Consider the following 19,744-nt stretch of genomic DNA (forward strand, 5'->3'; position numbering starts at 1 on the left):
TTTTTTAATTTTTTTTTTATTTACAAAAAATTAACTTAAAAGTGAGTTTTTAAATTATTTACTCATTAATATTTTAGGGTTTTTCTTTGAGATTGTTATTTGACCGTGCTACTCTTAAATAAGGCAAACTGGTGATGTGAAAGCTCATAGCTATGGTATGTGATTTCATCAAAGTACAGGGCCAACAAAGCGAAATGGCAACTGCCATAAAATGCCAAAATTGGGTTAAGTAACGTTAATTAAGTGGTGAGTTTTAATCTTATGCATGAATCATTGACAATTGCATTATTGCAGGCAAGAGAAACCGCAATGGGTTTTTTCCGGCCGATATTAAAGTCGTATAATTTGACTGAACAGCAATGGCGTATCATTCGAGTTTTAGCTGATAAGCGTTCAATTGATTTTCATGAATTATCAGTTCAAACCTGTATTCTGCGCCCAAGTTTAACGGGGATCCTAACCCGTATGGAGCGCGAAGGTTTAATTTTCCGCTTAAAACCGTTGAATGACCAACGTAAATTATATGTCTCTTTGACACCTGCAGGGCAAGAGCTCTATGACAAAGCACGGCAGGAAGTGGAAGAAGGCTATCAAAAAATAGAGCTGGCATTTTCACCAGAGAAAATGCAGCAATTAACTGCGTTGTTGGATGAGCTAATCGCTTTAGAGAGTCCAGATTATAGTAAAATGGCAGATCGTAAAAAAAGCGCATAAGTGAACCTCTGAATTGAGTTATGCGTGATTACCTCTTGTTCGGGTTATAGTGCTATCTATTTCCCGAGCTATTCTGTGTTCATCCTCGTTGTAACTTCTACCTATTTTCAATGGGCAATATCGTCATTGTCACTAAACAGTCACTTGTATTTCCTATACTTTGTATTCCGCCTTTAATCTATTCAGTTTGAGTTCATCAGAGCTGTAGGCATGTATTACTCAATCATTAACGTTAATCCCACGATATTATCCATCACATTATTTGCGATATTATTTTTCTATATTTAATATAAAATTTATTTAATATCGTCATGCTGCGAATTTTTAATAATAAAACACGCAAAGTAACGCTTAGAAAACATCTTTTTTATAAAAGTAATCAAGGAGAGTGTTATGAAAAAGAAGATTGCAAAGGTTATTGTTGAAACATTAGAAAGCTATGGGGTCAAAAATTGTTATGGTATTTCAGGGGATACGCTAAACCTAATAACGAATGAAATCCATAAGAGTACTATTAGATGGGTACACACGCGCCATGAAGAAGTTGCTGCGTTTGCTGCGGGTGCTGAAGCCTTATTTACTGGGAATTTAACGGTCTGTGCTGGCTCTTGTGGTCCTGAAAGTCTCCATTTAATTAATGGTGTTCATGAAAGCCATCGAAATGGTGCGCCAATAATTGTTCTTGCGAGCCAACTAACGACAAATAGACTGTATTCGGTTTTTCCCCAACAAGTTGATTTTACAGAAGTGTATAAAGGCTGTTCTGTATTTTGTGAGCAAATCAATCGGCCATAAGATGCAAAGCGTATTCTTGTTAAAGCGATTCATGCAGCGTTAACTAAGCGAGGAGCGGCGGTGATTGTGTTGCCGGCGGATATCAGCGCAGCGGAAATAACAGATATATCACACTTAAATCCTACCTATTCTAAACCACCAGTAGTGACACCTCAGATTGAAGATTTGAATGAGATAGCACGACTGCTAAATGAAAGTAAAAAAATTACTATTTATGCAGGATATGGTGCTAAAGACGCAAGGAATGAAGTGATCAGTCTTGCGAAAAAATTGAAAGCCCCAATCGCACATACTTCTCGAGCCAAAATGTATATCGAGTGGGATAATCCCTATAACGTTGGTATGACGGGAACTCTGGGACTTTATTCTGGATATAAAGCAATAAAAAGTTGTGAAATTATGCTGATTTTAGGTGCTGACTTCGCATGGTCAAGTTTTTATCCGGAGCATGCCAATATCATTCAAATCGATATTAACTCGAGTAAACTAGGTCTACGTCATTCGATTAAGAAAGGTGTAATTGGTGACGTTAAATACACTGTCGCTGAGCTTTTAAAATTGGTGACCGAAAAAGAGGATTCTAAGTTTCTTAATGAAATGACCACATTACATGATAAATCGGTTTCAGAATTCAATAAAAAAGCAATTTCAAAAGATGCTGATTTAATCCACCCTCAATATTTAGTTTCCTTACTCAGTAAACATGCGCAGGATGATGCTATTTTTACAGGGGATAGCGGCTCACCTTTTGCTTGGGCGTTACATGGAATTAAGTCGAATGGACGACGGGAATTTTTATCAAGCTTAAAAACATGGAACGGTGGGAAATGCCATACTACAGGCACTGGGGCTGAAAGTTGGATTTCCTGATAGACAAGTGATTGCACTGTGTGGGGATGGCGGTATCTCTATGTTAATGGCGGATATTTTGACGCTAATTCAAGAAAATATACCACTAAAAATGGTCATATTTAACAATGGAACATTGGATTTTGTTGAGTTAGAACAAAAATCAGAAGGGCTAATAAGAAGCTATACAGAATTGAAGAATCCTGATTTTGCTAAGCTGTTTGAAGTCGCTGGGATCAAAGGATTTACGGCAAAAAATTCCCATGATTTAGAGTCTATTGTTGAAGCTTTTTTAGAGCATGATAGGCCAGCGGTTCTAGACGCTTATATACCATGCGTTACGAGCTATTATGGCCAGCTCATATCACTATCGATAATGTGATGGGAATGGCGCTGTATGGGCTAAAGCGATGCTGACTGACCAGCGAGGAGAATTTGTTGACTTACTGGTGGATAATTTCGTCAAGAAATAAATACCCATTTGAATAGATGCAATGGATGAATAACTAACGCTTTGGTTATTACTTTTTAAAATCAATTGCTCAAGAGGGATTGGCTTCAATTTATCCCTCAGTATCTTATTTAAAAATTATTTACTAAGCAAATGTAAAAAGTGAATATGTTTTTCGTACTGATCAAGAATATCGTGAATGATCTGCTCTTTTGCCCAGCCCATCACATCGTAGTCTTGCCCACCTTTTTTTAAGTGAATTTCAGCGCGGTAGTAGCGTTGTTCTTCACTCTTTTCATCATCACTTTCTGTACCCATACTCGCTAAGGCAAATGACGGTTGAATAGAGTAATGGAGGCGAACTTCATAGAAAAAGTGCATATCGTCGCCTAAGTCCACTTGAAACCTATTCGGCCATCCACATCAATGTGAACCCGGCAGAGGCGAATAATACTTCCATGACATATTCATCAATAAAATCAATCGATTGATTGCCGGCATATAACATTTATTTTTATCTTCAATGAAGAATTAATCGAAATAATGGAATGAAAACAACATAAAAAAAACCGCATTAAACATGAAAATATTAAATTTTATTCATGGTGGATATTTTTTATCTAAAAACAGTTAATGAGAATAAGTTACATTACTATTAACTGACTGTTAATGACAAAAACTTAAACAACATGACAAATAATCAAATTATATGGCGTTTATTATATTTACCGTTATTCATGATTTCGCCTTATGGCTGCACAGAAAATCAATTGCTACCTTCTGCAGGATGATTTATTTCATGAAGAGTGGATGAGGGAGCAGGAAAGCGAAGGTAAAAAGTAATGCAAACAAAAATAATATTCATTAGTATTTTTTCTTATTCATGAATTAGGTTTATATTTAATTTAACTTAACTGTGTATTTATACAGTGCCATGAAACGGATTCTTAATAAAAAAAGGAAATTTTTATGGGTGTACATGCTTCAGATGGTTCAGGATGGAGTTCTGAGAATGATCCGTACGGTGGAAATGATAACAGCGGAAAAGGCACTGGTCCGGAAGGTAATGGGGATGGCGGTAACTCAGGCGGTGGAGGGAATGGTTCATCGGTGAATTTCAGCAAAACGCCGGAAAAACAAGCTATTGCCTCAGCCATGTTAATGACGATTCCGTCCCAAATAGCGATAGTTGAGGGAACGTGGGGTATTACAATTAATACGACTGCACTCACTTCGCCTTTTGCCCGTTTGGCTGGGTTATTGGAGAGTAGCTTACCGATGGCTGGTCGTTTAACTGCCGTTGGTGCTTTACTTACACCTACCCCTATTGCTTTAGATACAATGGACCCTGCTTTTCGGGAACATCAGCAACAATTAGCCAATTTAGTCGCTAATCAGAAATTACAGAGTCAAACATATTCATTAACGGCTCTTCCTGTCAGCATCGTGACAGATATGCCCGTTAAAGATATTTCTCGTCAAAAAACAGTGCCGGCTAAGGTTGTGGTTGAACAGGTTGTTTCGCCAGAAAAGAATAAAGTTACGCCCGCAATGACTAAAAACCCGCAACAGGTCAATGTTGTTCAAGCTAAAAAAACTGGGCGACCAGGTGTATATTCTGTTGAAATTGCACCAGGTAAACCGGCATTACAGATTGAAATGACGGATAAAAAGCCGAGTGCATCGTTTAAAACACCGTCTTATGACAATGTTAAGCCAGAATCGGTTATTCCGAGTGTAACGTCTGAGACATATCAGGGGATTGTTGATTTTGGTGGCGACCATGCGCCAATTTATATTTCAATATCGAAGAATCCAACGACTGCACAAGAAAAACAACTAATTGAGGAAGCTAACCGAGATTGGCGTGCTTTATATCCAGCTGAAGCTGCGGAATTAGATTGGAAGCAAGCAAGTAGCGAGTTATCACAAGCAGATGTAGATGCTCAGACAGCAAAAAGAGAACTCGATAAAACTAAAAGCTCTCCGGAAGGCGGTGCTTTAACTGATGTGAGTAAAAATCCTTTACAAATTAAACAGTCAAGTCAGGTAATTTCTAGCGTATTTGGTATTGAATATATTGAAAAAATTGATAATCAAAAAGCATTGTCATATTTACTCAATCGTAATCCTGAAGATTATGTTATTAACATTTTGAGTATTGCTAGCGTATATGGATATGAGACTGATGATGGTAGCGAACCTGAAGTTCTAATTGATGATCCGGAAATTTATGAGTCTATTGTAGAGCGTTTCACATTAGCAAAAGAGCGACTTTTAGACGCTGAAAAAGCAATTAAAGAAGCAGAGAGAAAGCTGGGCATAGCTTTAGAGAAAAAGAAAAAAGCCGAAGCTAAAGAAAAGAAAGCGAAGGATAAAAAAGAAAAAGAAGAGAAGCGTAAAAAGCCTGGCACTGCTACAGGAAAAGGCAAAAAAGTTGGCGATAAATGGCTTAATGATGCCAGTAAAGAAAATGGTGCTCCTATTCCTGAGCAAGTAGCTAATAAATTACGAGGTAAGAAATTCAACAGTTTTGATGAGTTCAGGAAGGCCATCTGGAATGAGATATCAAAATTTCCAGAATTGATTAAAAATCTTAGTAAGAATAATAAAACTCTTGTCTCTAAAGGATACTCGCCTTTTGCTAGGAAAAAAGATCAAGTTGGTGGTAGAAAGGTACATGAGTTGCACCATGACAACCCAATTAGTGAAGGGGGAGAAGTCTATGACATGGACAATTTAAGAGTTACAACCCCGAAAAAACATATTGATATCCATAGAGGTAAATAAGAATGGAACTAAAAAATAAAATTACTGATTATACAGAATCTGAATTTTTAAAGTTTTTAACAATTATTTGTAATGCAGATACAGCAAATGAGGAAGAACAAATTAAGCTTGTGACTCACTTTGAAAAAGTAACAGAGCATCCAAGTGGAAGTGATCTTATTTACTACCCAGAGGATGGCGCTGATGATTCTCCAGTTGGTATTTTAAAAACAATCAAAGAATGGCGTGCTAAAAATGGTAAGCCTAGTTTCAAAAAAGGCTAAGAACTACTACTTAAGAACTACTATTAATGGAATAGCTGAACATAAAGCATCAATGACTTAAGGATGAATCATTGATGCTTATCCACCAATTGTTATTCGTCGCGATGAACTCAACTTAATGAAACTCGCGGCTTCAGAACCTGTCACCAATATCAATGCGTTACTTACGAAAACAGGAAATTGGGCAAGTTCAGGGGAAATAAACCTCACCGCAGGCAAAAGTATTGAAGCGCATGGCATTGCCTTCAACAGTGGAAAATCACTGACGTTCAATGCAGGCCAAGATATTTTGTTAGGCTTAAAAGCGATTAAAGATGTCGACAATGTATTCAAGACCAATCGCTACCCAGAGCTGCGCTCTCAACTCATTGCGAATGGTAATATTACGTTAAATGCGGCCCGTGATATTGACTTGCAGTCGGCTAACCTTCAATCCACAGATAAAATTATTGTACTTTCTGGCCGTGATACTAAATTAACGGCTACCGCTTACTCTGCCATTCCCAACCCCAACGAAGATAACCAAGATGTACGTTATGTCACTTCGACACTTTCCGGTGATAAAGGCGTCACGCTGGCCTCCAATGGCGCACTTACCGCACAAGGTAGCACAATCAAATCCCTAAATGACATCACACTCTCAAGCGGGGGAAATGTACGGTTAGAGTCGGTTAAAACGAATTATCGAAAACAGTCAGGGAAAACATATGAAGAGTTATATCGCCAAATTGGCACTGAAATTAACAGTGGTAAAACGCTGACCATTTTGTCTGAGGGGAGCATTCTTTTCCAAGCGTCTCGTCTCATTGCCAAAGGCGCGATGGATATTGCGGCAAAAGGTGGGTATCTCTATGCCCAAGCCATGGAGGAAAGCAGTTACTTCGAAGAGTATAAAAAGAAATGCAATAGATGGACGCTTTGTATCACGAAAAAGGAAGTGAGAAAAACACGCAGTGATAAAACCAATAAAGTCACTGAATTTACCGCAGGTGGTGATATTAACCTATATGCCAAGGATGATGTCACCTTAGAAGCCACCAAAATTAATACGGGCAAGAATGCCAAAATCACCAGTCAAACCGGTAAGGTGAATTTTAAGGCTGTCAAAAACTCGCAATTTGAACAGGTGATTACAAATTCTAACGGGTTTTATATTACACAGCGCAATAAAGGGTATACCTCAGATAAATGGATTCTACCCAGCCTTCATATTGGTGGCAAGTTGACGGTTGATGCGAATAAAGGGATCACTGCGGATGTCAAAACCAAAGAAGGACAGTCATTCGAGCAGGCGCTAGCCATATTAAGTCGCACTCCGGGGTATGAGTGGCTCGGGGACGTTAAAAATAACAAAAACATCAATTGGGCTGTTGTAAAAGATGCTTATAGCCAGTGGGATATAAAAACTGAAAGCCTTAATCCAGTCGTAGGTGCTGTGATTGCCATTGCTGTAGCGGCTGCTACTTATGGAACCTCTACAGCCGCCAGTGTTGGTGGACTTGCGAGCTCGACTGCCACAAGCATGGGGGCTTCAGCGACGACAGCGTCAATGGCTTCTGCTGCGGCACAGGCGGGGTTTGCCTCACTTGTTTCTCAAGCGTCTGTCGCATTAGTTGAGAATAAAGGAAACCTGTCAAAAACCTTATCTAGCCTAGGGAAAAGTGATACTGCAAAATCAATAGTGACCAGTATGATTATTGCGGGTTCACTTGAAGGGTTTGATATTGCGTTATATGGCAAAGTCACTGATCCCGCCAAAGTGACCTTACCAAAGCTCAGTGACGGGAATTGGACTCAAGTCGCGCAGCGTGTGGTAGGGCAAAGTGCTATCAGCTCAACCATCGGAACAGCGATTCAAGGTGGGAGCTTCACGGACAACTTTAAAACAGCCCTACTCAATAGTGTGGCAGGGCAAATTCAAGCCGAAGGGGCTAACCTGATAGGTGATAAATTCCAGTATTTATATGTAGATAAACAGGGAAAAATCATCGGTCATGCTGGAAAGACACTTAGCCATATGGCATTGGCAGGATTGAGTGCCGAAATATCTGGGGCTAATGTCAAAGGCGCAGTTGTTGGTGCGTTAGCGGCAGAGTTAGCTGCAATAACATTGAACAGTAAATTGTTTGAGCCTAAATATCTCAATGAGCAAGAAAGACAACTTGCATTGGTACAAGATGCTATCAAAGGTAATGAAGCCAAAACTCAATTCACTAAAGTCTTAGGTGGACTTGCAGGGGCATTAATTACCCATAAGCCGGAAGGCGCTTTTTCTGCCGCTAATTCTGCTGAATTGGTTTATACATATAATTATACAGAGCATCAACTCCAGCAAATAATTATAGAGAACAATCTCGATATGATGGCGGCAGCTAAGGGAGATAAAGCCGCCGCACAAAGAGTAGCCGCAAGAGAACAGGCTGCTGGAGTGGTGGGCTTAGTTGCTGTCGGAGGGGTAGTTATCATACTCGGAGGTGAAGTAGTTATTGCCGCAACTCCACAAATTGCAGAAGGGCTAAAATTAGGCTTTGCTGGTTGTAAAGCAAGCGTCAGTTTCTGTGCTAATAAGCTAGGCTTGGCAGTCGCAGAGATAGCCGCACCTGAAGCTGCTATATCGACAGCTGCAATCGGGGGGGCTGGCTTTAAGGTTGTAGCGAACTCTGAGGAGGCACTTAAATCATTAAAAAATGCAATACCAACTACCTCAAAGGAGTTATTAACATCTGGCAAACTTAATACCTCTAAATTAATCCCCATCATAGAAAAAGAGCAATTACATGCCTCTGCGACTAACAAATTGGTTGCGGAAATTAATAAATTAAATTCTAAATCACAAGCCGAGAAGTTTGCAGTTGGGATTGGTGCTTATGATCCTTCTACAGGGAAAACAGCATTTGGGTTTAGTAATGGTAAAGTCAGCGCGGAAGCTTTAGATGATAGAACAGTTCTTTATCTTAAAAAGCAACTTGGCGTTGAAATAGGTGAGTACACTAAACTTTGTAACAATTCTGTTGGTGCTTGTGCTGAAGTATCAGCTGCTGATAAATTAATAAGGGAAGGAGTAAAACCGGAAAATATTAAATTTACTCAACCAGTTAGGCCAAGGATTGTTTGGGAGGATTCGAAAATTAATGAGGCAGCTTTAGTGGATACATGCAAAAATTGTCAAGCAACATGGCCAACAGGAGCACATAAATGAGTACATTAGTAAATGACTGGAAACCAAGTTTTGGAACCATCTATACTTGGTTTGCTATGGATAAAAATGGAAAAATCGCGGTTGTGGTTAACAATAATTGGGGATGGTTACCTAATGCACTTCTCTCTTTGGAAAATTTTGAAGAATTGCTTGATCAATTGAATGAATATAAATGGGAAGAGTCTGCCATATTTGTAGATTACCCCGAAGATAAAAAAGGCTCGGTTATTTTAGACTTGTATTCTCATTATTTTTTTCGCTTCCTAAACACAAAGTCTGAAGTTGAGCAATACTTAAAAGATAAATTTGATAGATTAAAAGTTTGTTCGGATTATAATTTACCATTAAATAAAGGTTTTTTTATTTATCAAGCTATAGAAGGTAATAACCCTGGAGATGATTACCCTGTCGGCTATGAAGGTGAAACTAAGATGGGGGATTATTTTCGTTATTTGATGCCGACTATTTATGCTTCAATTGAAGACTTTCCTGAAGAATTGCGCCATGGAATTGCGATATCTGATACCATTGATTTTACAAAAGATAGGCTACTGGATAACGATAAAATTAGTGAGTATTTTCCGCGTATGTACCATGACTAAGGTTATGGGCCATTAAGCGAAAAAATAAAACAAGGCAAAGCTAGGAAATAATCATAAATAACCGCCATCTTTACGTAACGATGGCGGTTACTACTGTGTAAACTTCAGTCTTTAATATTCAATCTCACTCTTTTTGGGCTACTTCCCCAACAAGTGTAAAAAGTGAATATGTTTTTCGTACTGATCAAGAATATCGTGAATGATCTGCTCTTTTGCCCAGCCCATCACATCGTAGTCTTGCCCACCTTCTTTTAAGTGAATTTCAGCGCGGTAGTAGCGTTGTTCTTCACTCTTTTCATCATCACTTTCTGTGCCCATACCCGCTAAGGCAAAAGAGGGCTGAATATAGTAACGGAGGCGAACTTCGTATAAAAAGTTCATATCGTCGCCTAAATCGACCTCAAAACCTATTCGGTCATCTTTGTCAGTATGGATATGGCATACAGTACCTTGTTTGGCCAGTTCTTCCGATACCATTTCCATTGATGGCTTCACAGATTCTTCCATAAAGCGTTTAACATGCGCGCGTTTAGGGAAATATACGATGTTACGTAAACGCCTTTGCCATGGAATAGGGTTACGACTGGCGGTTGGGGCGATGGTCGCTAATTGCTGGCTATCGCGTTTATACGCATCAACTCGAAGTGCTTTAAATAACCCATAAATAGAGGCCAATAACACCATCGCAAACGGTAGCGCACTGGCTATTGTCAGTGTTTGCAAGGCTTGCAAACCACCGGCTAACAGCATGGTAATGGCAACGACACCCATTAACCCAGCCCAAAAAATACGCTGCCAAATTGGGGTATTTGAGTCACCACCAGAGGCTAGGGTATCAACGACCATAGCGCCTGAATCTGCTGAAGTAACAAAGAATACAATTACCATCAACATAGCAAAAAAGGAGAGCACAGAAGAAAATGGGAAGTAATTAAGAAACTCAAATAAAGCGAGAGACACATCAGCTTGTACCGTATCTGCTAATAGTGTTGCGCCTTTATTTTTGATTAAATCTATCGCCGTGTTACCAAAGAACGTCATCCACATCAATGTGAACCCTGCAGGGACGAATAATACGCCCATGACAAATTCACGGATGGTGCGGCCGCGGGAGATACGTGCAATAAACATCCCGACAAATGGTGACCATGATAACCACCAACCCCAATACAGTAAGGTCCAACCCCCTAACCAGCCACTGGACTTAGGTTCATACGCATATAAATTAAAGGTTTTAGTGACGATCTCTGATAGATAACCCCCCGTATTTTCAACGAAAGATTTCAGCAGAAGTACTGTTGGCCCTAAAGCAACAATAAGTACCAGTAATAAGAAAGCAAGGCCAAGGTTGAGTTCAGATAAAATACGGATACCTTTATCAAGGCCCGAAACCACAGAAAGTGTCGCTAAACCCGTAAAGGTGATAATTAAGATCACCTGCACAGTTTCATTCACAGGCCAACCAAACAAATGATTTAAACCTGCGTTTACTTGTAGCACACCGAACCCGAGAGAAGTGGCAACACCAAATACCGTACCTACCACAGCAAAGACATCAACCGCATGACCAATAGGGCCATAAATTCGCTCACCAATAATGGGGTAAAGGGCTGAACGTAATGTCAGAGGGAGGCCATGACGATAGCTAAAAAACGCTAAAATTAACGCGACAATGGCGTAAATCGCCCAAGCATGTAACCCCCAGTGGAAGAATGTTAAGCGCATAGCTTCTTTAGCGGCTTCAACCGTCTGTGCTTCACCGACCGGCGGGTTGAGGTAGTGCATTACGGGTTCTGCAACCCCAAAGAACATTAAGCCGATCCCCATACCTGCGGAGAACAACATCGCAAACCATGACACATAGCTAAAATTTGGCAGGGCATGGTCTGGTCCCAATTTTATTTGCCCGTAACGGGAGAGTCCCAGATAAGTCACACTCAAAAGAATAATAGCGACAGCAAGAATGTAGAACCAGCTTGCGTTATTAAATAAATTTTGTTGAAGATGACTTAGATGAGATTCTGCGACTTCTGGCATCAAAGCGGCAAAGCCAACGATAACCAAAATAATAATGGCAGAGCTATAAAACACAGGGGGACTAATTTTAGAACGAACTTTTTTAGAATCAGTAGCAATTTGACTCATAACAACCTTCTTTTGTTTTATTTTATTTTTGGCATACCGAAATTGACAAAGTATGCAACGCGCTGTCCTTCTTAATGAAACAATGAATAATTGCGAAAAGGTTCCCTAAGGAAACAAGATAGAAAGAACAATAATATGGTGTTGATGACAGGCTTAACTGCCTAAAGTAGTAATGAAATCCGAGTCTTTGCCACCTTCATAAGTTAAAAAATAGGCGGTTATACTGCCATGATATAGATGAATGATCAACAAAAGTGGGAAATAAGATTAAATAAGGGATGAAAATATCATGTTAATTATCATTAAATTAATAGTTAATGATGCACTATTTACATGTTTTACCTATAAGTTAACGCAAATGAGTGAAAGTAAGTGCTAGATAAGTAAAAAGCACAGATAAATTGGGATGAAAATGTAACTAACGTAATTGGCTATCCTTACTGCCACGTCGATTATAACCACTAAATGCAGATTGTTTTTTATCTAATTCATTTTGGCAGTTAATACAGAATTTAACGCCGGGCAATGCTAAGCGGCGGGCTTCAGGAATGGCTTCACCACACTCCTCACAAAACTCGGCGCTTTCACCGGAGTGTAATTGCCGTCGCGCTTTCGCTACCGCATCATCAAGAGTGGCATCAATTTGTTCTTGAACGGCATCTTCATTTGCCCAACCATTTGCCATTATTCACCTCTATTTGATTAAATCTTGACCTTCTATCAATATAGGGACGAGAGAATTTAATTCAAGGGCAATTATTACTCTAAAGATAATGTCATGTAAATGTGGTCCATTCCGTCCTCATCATACATTTCGCCTTCAGTTTGATACCCAAGGGTATGGTAAAAATCAATGGCCGTATGTTGTGCTGAAAGAGCAATTCTAGGGTAATGGTGGGAGCGACCATATTGTTCTACAAATTTCATTAGTTCACGTCCAAGCCCTTTGCCGCGGTGTGGCTTTTGTACTGCGACACGACCAACTTTGATGAGAGTGTCTTCAAGTAGTACGCAGCGTAATACAGCTGCTGGCTGATCATTTAAATACAAAACTACATGTAATGCGGATTCATCATATTCATCGACATCGATATCAGCGGGGAACCCCTGCTCTTGAGTAAAAACTTGTTGGCGCAGACTGAAAGCATCGGTAAGGAGTTCTGGGTTTGCGTACCCAATACTGTGTTTAATTTGCATTAGTTTTCCTAGTTGCTAATGAATAAGAAGTGTAATTATATCGTGGAATGGCGAACTAGTTAGGCGGGTTTTGTTGTTTTTTTTGGCACCAAATAAGAATGCAGGCATTTAAAGCCCACATTCTTGAAGAGAACTGAGGAGGAAATTATTTTTTATCAGTTTCAGCGTCATTTTCTGCTTTGAGCGATTCCGTTTTTTCTTTCATATCGGTTGCCACTTCATCGGCTTTATTAATCGCATCTGTTTTAACTTCTTGGCTTAGCTCTGACGCGTTTTGTTTCAACTCTTCAGCTTTATTTTGCGCATCTTTAGTTAGCTCATTGGCTTTTTGTTCACCATCTTCTTTTAATTGCTGGGCTTTTTCTTCTGCTTGTTTAACGGTATCACTTGGTTTGGATGAGTCATCACAACCAGCGATAACAGTAACAAGACCCGCGAAAAGAAGTGAAGTGATGAGTTTTATATTCATAAACATATCCTTAGCACGATGTAGGTAAAAACATTATTAAAGCCCGATATTGGCATGATTGCCAATGTGTATATTTAACTATAGTTGAAATTAAGAGTATTATAAAACAAATATATAATATGATGAAATATAAAGGTATTTTCGAATTTGGATTTGGGTTGAAACCTATTTTTTGGGAAAATAATCGTTTGTTCCATGCTATAGCGTTATAAAAAGTAGATAATCAAGCTAAACTGTTCGAAACTTAATAGTTAAATAAATAATGAAAACAAATGTATGTTTTAGATAACAAAGGAATAGCAATATGGCGTACTATTATTCGTTGATTATTTTAAAGTTTATTATCGGTTTTGCCATTGTTATCACTCATATGAACCTATCGGGAAAAACGCAGCTTTCTCAAATGACTCCTATTGATTTCATTGGTAATTTCGTCTTAGGGGGCATTATTGGCGGGGTGATTTACAGTGATACTATCCCATTGTACCAGTATGTGACTATTTTAATTATTGGTGTTTTGTTTATTAGCTTTTTAAACTTTTTAACAAAAAGATTTAATTTTTTTCGTAATGTGGCGATTGGTAATCCCATACCCATTATTAAAAAAGGCCAATTTATAATGGAAAACATTTTAGAGAAATCCAATAAGATAGACCTTATCAATATTTCATCTCGAATTCATGCGCAAGGAATCCACTCTTTTCAAGAAATTTATTATGCACAAATAGAGCCCGATGGGCAGTTAACTATTATTTGCGATGAAAAAAATATGCCATCAGTGATCCTGATAAAAGAAGGGGTTATTAGAAGCTATGGTTTGGAGTCCATCGAAAGAGATGAAAGCTGGTTAATGCAGCAAATTGAATTACAAGGCATTGAATCAATAAATGATATTTTCTTGGCTGAATTTTGGCGCGGTGAAGTCACGTTTATTTTGCGAGATGGTAAAATAAACCGCAAAAATGCACAGCATCTAAAAGTCATTGCTTAAATGAATAGGTCGGTGAAATACAAAAAATATTTCACCGACAGGGGCTTAATTACTTTTTCAAATCATCATAGAGCATTAATGAAGATTTATTATCTGGGTCACCAATATAACGAGGCTGAGGTTTAAATGACTCATTAAACAGGCTTTTTTCAGGTTCAAATCCAGTATAATTTAAACCTGCTAAATCAGACCATGCATAGATAAAGTCCATATTACTGAACGGTCGAGTTGTTTTATCATTCAAATCAAATTGATGAGTTGATAACCACTCGGGTGATTGCCAAACTAGGAAAGGCACATTATAAATGACCTTACTCGGCTTACCTTCACTACGCCCTAACATTTCATGAGGTGGGGTATCATAAACATCTTCACCGTGGTCCGAGAAAAATACCAAAAAACCATTTTCTTTTGAAGAATCAAAGTCTTTGATTAATGTTGAAACAACATAGTCATTATAATGTTGTGCGTTATCATACGCATTATAATCTTTTACTTCATCCTCATTTAAATTAGCGGGAACTACGCTATCTTTGTCTTTGAAAATAGCTTTATCTTCAGGATAGCGGAATTCATAGCGCATATGAGTCCCTAACAGATGAACAACGATAAATTTCTTTTCAGCAGGGTCTGCAAGTGCTTCTTTGAATGGAGAAAAAACCACGTCATCATAGATACGTGAGCTTTGAGCCATATCATTATTCAAATAATATTGCTTATCTGTTTGGCGAGAAAATGCGGTTAATAAGGTATTACGTTCAGTCATTGTCTGCTGGTTGGTGATCCAAAACGTTTTAAAGCCCGCTTGCTTCATCATATTCATGATAGAAGGGCGTGAATTGAACAATTCAGGTTCAGTTTGTGTCGCAAACGTCAGAATTTGCTGTAGCGCTTCAATGGTATAAGGTCGTGATGTCACAACATCATTGAATACTGATAAGTTGTTAGGATAATCCCTTGCAAGTTCTTCTAACTCAGGCGTGGTTGGGCGTGAATAACCATACAGGCTCATTCTATCGCGGCTGGTGGATTCACCAATCACTAATACAAATGTACGTGGAGTATCACCGTTTGCATCGACGAAGTTTTCTAGTGGCGGAATTTTACTGTTGTCACGGATTAGCTCTTCCATGTTTGCCAACTGGTTTTTATATAAAAAGTAACCGCTAACAAATTGCCATGGTGCAGCATAGGCGAGTTTACTATTCAAATAAGACGCAACATTAGCCATTGGTCGGTCTTGTTTTATCCCTTTGTTATAATAAGGAATTCCGAATAAAATAACTAAAATCAGTAATGAAATACCAATTCGCCCTGATTTGGGTAATGTGACAGGTTTTAGACGCGTCCAAAGGAAAATTGCCACGACAGTATAGGCGAGTATGACGCCTAGGACTTTGAAGCTAAAATATTGCTTAAGAAATTCACCAGCTTCATTGGTATTAGTTTCAAACATGACGAACATGACACTTTGCGATATTTGGTGGCCATAAACCACAAAATAGGCGAGTGCGACAACAGAGGATAGCCAAAGAACAATACCTATCACCCCAGCAACTAATTTGATTCTTTTTGGGAACAATAAAGCAGGAATTAGCCAAAGGGAGCTATAAAGTAGTGAGTCTCTAAGGCCAATGGAGTTACTTTGCCCTGTTACGAGCACATACAGCTGTAATAACGATGAAAAATACCAAAAGTAGATTAGTAACCAGAACAGAGAGGTCCAGCTAAACTTTTCCGAGTGTGTAGTGTTACTCATAGGTTTTTAAACTCTTGTTTTCTATTATTGTTAAGTCGAATTGAAAAATAATTGAGAAATCGATTTTTAGATATGAAGATGTAATTTAAGTTCCCCATACTCGTCATCTTTCAAGATGCAGGGGTGTTAACTGCACTCCGCTCGCCAAGTCACATAGTTTACCTATGCTCCTTGCCTATCGTCATTTGTCGCCTACCTGCCTCTCGAAATATTTAGAGTATGAATCGGCATCTTTCAAGATGCAGGGGGTTAACTGCACTTCTGAGCCAAGTTACAGCTCGAAACTGTTTCTATGATATTGCATTATAGACAATGTTTTATACGTTGATACTAAAACAGTAAAATCTTGAATTATTGTTTAATAATATTTCATTCAGTTGATATTATCTTTTAACCTATTTATGGTGTATAAAAATTTGACCAACATTATCAATAAAGGGTGAGAGCAACTTATGTTAGACAACTCATTTGTGGCTTTTTTGAAATCATCCTTATCAATCAGGGTGCTGCTCTCATTATTAATTATTATTGATGGCACAATGATTCTAAAGCCTGTGTTAAGTGCTTATACCGACTATATTGATTGGCGTGAGTCTGGGCTGACACAGTGGTTGAAATCACTCGGTTTTATGAAACTGCTGGATATTCCTCGTTTTCTATTGGGGATTTCGCTTATCTTCCTATCACTATTTATGGTTAATGGAGCCCGTATCGCCTGGGTGTTCTCATTATTTTTACTTGGAATTATTTCATTTGTTGATTTGAGGTTAGCGCAAGAAAACATTCACCAAGGTTATTTCTCGCTCTTTTTATTAATTGCATTGTGTGTGTTTTGGAAGCTATATCATCATCATAGCTTAACTAGTGCAGGGTTTGTGGCGATCACGTGTATTATCGCATTGTTGCTTTACTCCATTTTTGGCACTTTATACATTGGTAATGAATTTTCGCCAGTGGTTAAAGATGGCACTACGGCCTTTTATTTTGCTTTAGTATGCATGACGACGGTCGGGTTTGGTGACATTGTACCGGTCACCGTGGATGCGCGTGTGTTCACGGTGACAGTGATTATTTTAGGGATCACAATTTTTACCACTTCAGTGGTTTATATTGTTGGGGTGTTAGCAAAAGGCACGAAAGAAATTGTGCGTAAGAGGTTTTCTTATATGAAAAATCATTATGTGGTGATTGGTAGCACACCGATGGCCGTCAATGTTTATCAAGGGCTGAAAAAACGAGAGCTACCTGTAGCCGTGATTTGCCAAGAAAACCATCGTAGCCATTATCCAGAAAAAGATAACATTGTAACGGGCGACCCCACCAGTTCGGAATTGCTAGCAGCAGCAAACGTAAAACATGCTAAGTGCGTACTGGTGATGACGGATAGCGATTCGCTCAGCACTTTTGCCCTATTGGGCGTGAAAGAACAAGCGGGTGTTGAGGGCACGGTGAAAACCGTGGTATTAATTAATCAAGAAAGTAATATGGATAAAGTTCGCTTACTTAAACCTGATATGTTGTTTTCATTATCGACCTTAGGTTCAGAGGTTTTGATGCAAGTGCTTTGCGGTGAAGCAATATCGAGTGACTCTATTAGTGATATGCTGTTGAACAAAGTTGCAAAAAGCTAACCTCAAAATAAAAACAACAGGAATTGTGCTTCATGCTAAGTGCTCAACAAGTGAGTTGCCATCGGCAAAATAGGGTGTTATTCCATCAACTTGATTTTATTGTGCAGCCCAGTGAAATCTTACAAGTTGAAGGGCCTAATGGAGCGGGAAAAACAACCCTGCTACGTATGATGGCTGGGTTATTAAAACCTGATGAAGGTGCGGTCTGTTGGAATAATCAATCGATTGATAAGCTAAAAGAAGAATTCACTCGCCATTTACTTTATTTAGGCCACAAACCTGCGGTTAAATCGTTACTGACACCTTATGAAAACCTCAAGTTTTATTATCAAATGCACCATAAAGGGCATGAAGGTGAGCGGATTTGGTCTGCTTTAGAGGAAGTTTCATTAATCGGTTATGAAGATATTCCTGTTAGCCAACTTTCTGCAGGGCAACAACGGCGCGTTAATTTAGCCAGGCTATGGCTAAGCGAAGCCCCTCTGTGGATACTTGATGAGCCTTTCACCGCAATTGATGTGGCGGGAGTCGCTCGTTTAACAGAACGTTTTCATCAGCATGCAGAGCAGGGGGGGATTATTTTGTTTACCTCTCACCAAGCGATGTCAGGGCAATTTGGTTCACTAAAACTGACGGGTGGGGTTGAATCATGTTTTGGTTATTAATTAAACGGGAGCTTAAAATTGCTTTCCGAGGTTTTTCTGAGCTCGTTAACCCGTTGTGGTTTTTCTTAATTGTTATCACATTATTTCCGCTTAGTATCGGTCCTGAGCCTCAATTATTAGCGCGTATTGCCGTTGGGGTATTTTGGGTCGCGGCTATTTTGTCTTCACTATTATCACTAGAGCGTTTATTTAAGGATGACTATCTTGATGGCTCCCTTGAGCAATTGTTACTTGCGCCACATCCTTTATTTATAACCGTATTTGCTAAGGTGATCGCCCACTGGCTAGTAACTGGGTTGCCATTGATCTTGTTATCTCCGGTTGCGGCATTAATGTTGTCTTTTAGTGCAGACACGCTATTGGTGTTGGCGGGTACTTTATTACTAGGGACGCCGGTATTAAGTTTTATTGGCGCGATTGGTGCGGCATTAACGGTTTCCTTAAAAAAAGGCGGGGTTTTAGTTAGTCTGCTCGTTTTGCCGCTTTATATTCCAGTGCTTATTTATGCAACGGGTACGATGGAGGCACATAGCTTTAAAATGCCTCTCGATGGCTATTTTGCCATTCTTGCCGCGTTATTTGCAGCGAGCATTACCTTTTCTCCTCTCGCTATCGCCGCTGCATTGAAACTGAATATAAGTAATAGTTAGATATTTTTCCTTTCACAGAATATAAGGGCAAAGTAAAACTGCCCTTGAGGTTGTTGACAAAGCGGGATAAAGCGTATTTTTTCCCGCTTTGTGTTATCAGCCGAAAATCAATAAATTGTTTTTCCTTGTTTATTTTCTAGCCTTGGCGAACTGGCTTTAAACACAACGACCGTTATTAATCAACTTTCAGGTGAGATCAGTGGACAAAATACCCGGATAACTGCCAAAAATGATATCAACCTGACCAGTGCGACGAATACGCAAACGGTGGATGGCAAAAATGAAAGTAAAGGTGGCTCAATCGGTGCGGGTATCAGTACAGGCGGTTGGAATGTCAATGCGAGTGTGAATAAAGGCAGCGGATTTGAAAAGAGTGACAGCCAGTTTTATACCGACACAGAAGTGACCGCTGGCATTCACGCCCAGCTCGATGGTGCGGTCATTAGCAGTTAGGCAAACAAATCACGGATATTGCGGGACGGATGCAAGTCTTAGAAAATACTGGGACTTGCATTAATAAACTTATCTCTCACCAGCCAAATAGCAAATTAGAAATTTGGGTGTTAAGTGATTT

At 39.2% G+C, this 19,744-nt stretch carries 18 protein-coding genes and 1 pseudogene; 13 read left to right on the plus strand and 6 right to left on the minus strand.

The genetic code is table 11. From position 1 onward, the window contains the following. Window positions 1-261: 261 nt before the first annotated feature. The 4 genes from hpaR to P3L37_RS03800 all read left to right on the plus strand — a co-directional run bounded on the left by hpaR (window position 262) and on the right by P3L37_RS03800 (window position 2,740). Window positions 262-714 (plus strand): homoprotocatechuate degradation operon regulator HpaR, encoded by a 453-nt coding sequence (gene hpaR / locus P3L37_RS03785; RefSeq protein WP_004914284.1) that lies wholly within the window; start codon window positions 262-264, stop codon window positions 712-714. Window positions 715-1,107: 393 nt separating this feature from the next. After that, complete coding sequence (locus tag P3L37_RS03790) at window positions 1,108-1,509, plus strand: thiamine pyrophosphate-binding protein (RefSeq protein WP_232801021.1); 402 nt, start codon at window positions 1,108-1,110, stop codon at window positions 1,507-1,509. A 60-nt stretch (window positions 1,510-1,569) separates the two neighbouring features. Next, on the plus strand, window positions 1,570-2,379 hold the full coding sequence (locus P3L37_RS03795; protein ID WP_238562782.1) for a hypothetical protein: 810 nt from the start codon (window positions 1,570-1,572) through the stop codon (window positions 2,377-2,379). After that, window positions 2,330-2,740, plus strand: a complete 411-nt coding sequence (locus P3L37_RS03800; protein WP_238562783.1) for a thiamine pyrophosphate-dependent enzyme — start codon at window positions 2,330-2,332, stop codon at window positions 2,738-2,740. Before P3L37_RS03795 ends, P3L37_RS03800 begins: the two co-directional genes overlap by 50 nt. Window positions 2,741-2,947: 207 nt before the next feature. Here P3L37_RS03800 and P3L37_RS03805 read toward each other — a convergent pair. Further along, window positions 2,948-3,217: pseudogene (locus tag P3L37_RS03805) on the minus strand (choline transporter); the annotation flags it as partial. Window positions 3,218-3,778: 561 nt separating this feature from the next. Here P3L37_RS03805 and P3L37_RS03810 point away from each other — a divergent pair. From P3L37_RS03810 to P3L37_RS03825, 4 genes are all read left to right on the plus strand, one after another. Next, a complete protein-coding gene (locus P3L37_RS03810; RefSeq protein WP_109911940.1) occupies window positions 3,779-5,599 on the plus strand; it encodes a colicin-like bacteriocin tRNase domain-containing protein in 1,821 nt (606 codons plus the stop codon). A gap of 2 nt (window positions 5,600-5,601) precedes the next feature. Then, window positions 5,602-5,862, plus strand: a complete 261-nt coding sequence (locus P3L37_RS03815; protein ID WP_004914275.1) for a bacteriocin immunity protein — start codon at window positions 5,602-5,604, stop codon at window positions 5,860-5,862. A gap of 118 nt (window positions 5,863-5,980) precedes the next feature. Beyond that, window positions 5,981-9,061: a DUF637 domain-containing protein gene (locus P3L37_RS03820; protein WP_272667447.1), complete on the plus strand. Its 3,081-nt coding sequence runs from the start codon at window positions 5,981-5,983 to the stop codon at window positions 9,059-9,061. Then, on the plus strand, window positions 9,058-9,663 hold the full coding sequence (locus tag P3L37_RS03825; protein WP_109911942.1) for a hypothetical protein: 606 nt from the start codon (window positions 9,058-9,060) through the stop codon (window positions 9,661-9,663). Before P3L37_RS03820 ends, P3L37_RS03825 begins: the two co-directional genes overlap by 4 nt. 138 nt (window positions 9,664-9,801) lie before the next feature. Here the strand turns inward: P3L37_RS03825 and P3L37_RS03830 are convergent, their stop codons facing one another. The 4 genes from P3L37_RS03830 to P3L37_RS03845 all read right to left on the minus strand — a co-directional run bounded on the left by P3L37_RS03830 (window position 9,802) and on the right by P3L37_RS03845 (window position 13,474). Next, entirely contained in the window at window positions 9,802-11,808 is a 2,007-nt protein-coding gene (locus tag P3L37_RS03830; RefSeq protein WP_004914264.1) for a BCCT family transporter, read from the minus strand. Window positions 11,809-12,226: 418 nt separating this feature from the next. Next, the gene (locus P3L37_RS03835; protein ID WP_109911943.1) at window positions 12,227-12,493 is read right to left on the minus strand and encodes a DksA/TraR family C4-type zinc finger protein; all 267 of its coding nucleotides are present in this window, start codon (window positions 12,491-12,493) and stop codon (window positions 12,227-12,229) included. Window positions 12,494-12,567: 74 nt separating this feature from the next. Then, window positions 12,568-13,005: a GNAT family N-acetyltransferase gene (locus P3L37_RS03840; protein WP_004914258.1), complete on the minus strand. Its 438-nt coding sequence runs from the start codon at window positions 13,003-13,005 to the stop codon at window positions 12,568-12,570. 145 nt (window positions 13,006-13,150) lie between these two features. Continuing rightward, a complete protein-coding gene (locus P3L37_RS03845; protein ID WP_004914251.1) occupies window positions 13,151-13,474 on the minus strand; it encodes a hypothetical protein in 324 nt (107 codons plus the stop codon). Window positions 13,475-13,778: 304 nt separating this feature from the next. Here P3L37_RS03845 and P3L37_RS03850 point away from each other — a divergent pair, with 304 nt between their 5' ends. Then, complete coding sequence (locus P3L37_RS03850; protein ID WP_004914249.1) at window positions 13,779-14,465, plus strand: DUF421 domain-containing protein; 687 nt, start codon at window positions 13,779-13,781, stop codon at window positions 14,463-14,465. A 49-nt stretch (window positions 14,466-14,514) separates the two neighbouring features. Here P3L37_RS03850 and cptA read toward each other — a convergent pair whose 3' ends face one another. Then, a complete protein-coding gene (cptA, locus tag P3L37_RS03855) occupies window positions 14,515-16,224 on the minus strand; it encodes a phosphoethanolamine transferase CptA (RefSeq protein ID WP_109911944.1) in 1,710 nt (569 codons plus the stop codon). A gap of 452 nt (window positions 16,225-16,676) precedes the next feature. Here cptA and P3L37_RS03860 point away from each other — a divergent pair, with 452 nt between their 5' ends. The 4 genes from P3L37_RS03860 (at window position 16,677) to P3L37_RS03875 (ending at window position 19,623) form a co-directional block, all read left to right on the plus strand. Further along, window positions 16,677-17,855, plus strand: a complete 1,179-nt coding sequence (locus P3L37_RS03860; RefSeq protein ID WP_004914242.1) for an ion channel — start codon at window positions 16,677-16,679, stop codon at window positions 17,853-17,855. 32 nt (window positions 17,856-17,887) lie between these two features. Then, window positions 17,888-18,520: a cytochrome c biogenesis heme-transporting ATPase CcmA gene (gene ccmA / locus P3L37_RS03865; RefSeq protein WP_004914240.1), complete on the plus strand. Its 633-nt coding sequence runs from the start codon at window positions 17,888-17,890 to the stop codon at window positions 18,518-18,520. Next, complete coding sequence (gene ccmB, locus P3L37_RS03870) at window positions 18,505-19,170, plus strand: heme exporter protein CcmB (protein ID WP_004914238.1); 666 nt, start codon at window positions 18,505-18,507, stop codon at window positions 19,168-19,170. Before ccmA ends, ccmB begins: the two co-directional genes overlap by 16 nt. A gap of 150 nt (window positions 19,171-19,320) precedes the next feature. Beyond that, window positions 19,321-19,623, plus strand: a complete 303-nt coding sequence (locus P3L37_RS03875) for a hemagglutinin repeat-containing protein (protein WP_226538026.1) — start codon at window positions 19,321-19,323, stop codon at window positions 19,621-19,623. The last annotated feature ends 121 nt before the right edge of the window (window positions 19,624-19,744 follow it).

The organism is Providencia sp. PROV114, from assembly GCF_032704305.1.
Lineage (GTDB): Bacteria > Pseudomonadota > Gammaproteobacteria > Enterobacterales > Enterobacteriaceae > Providencia > Providencia rettgeri.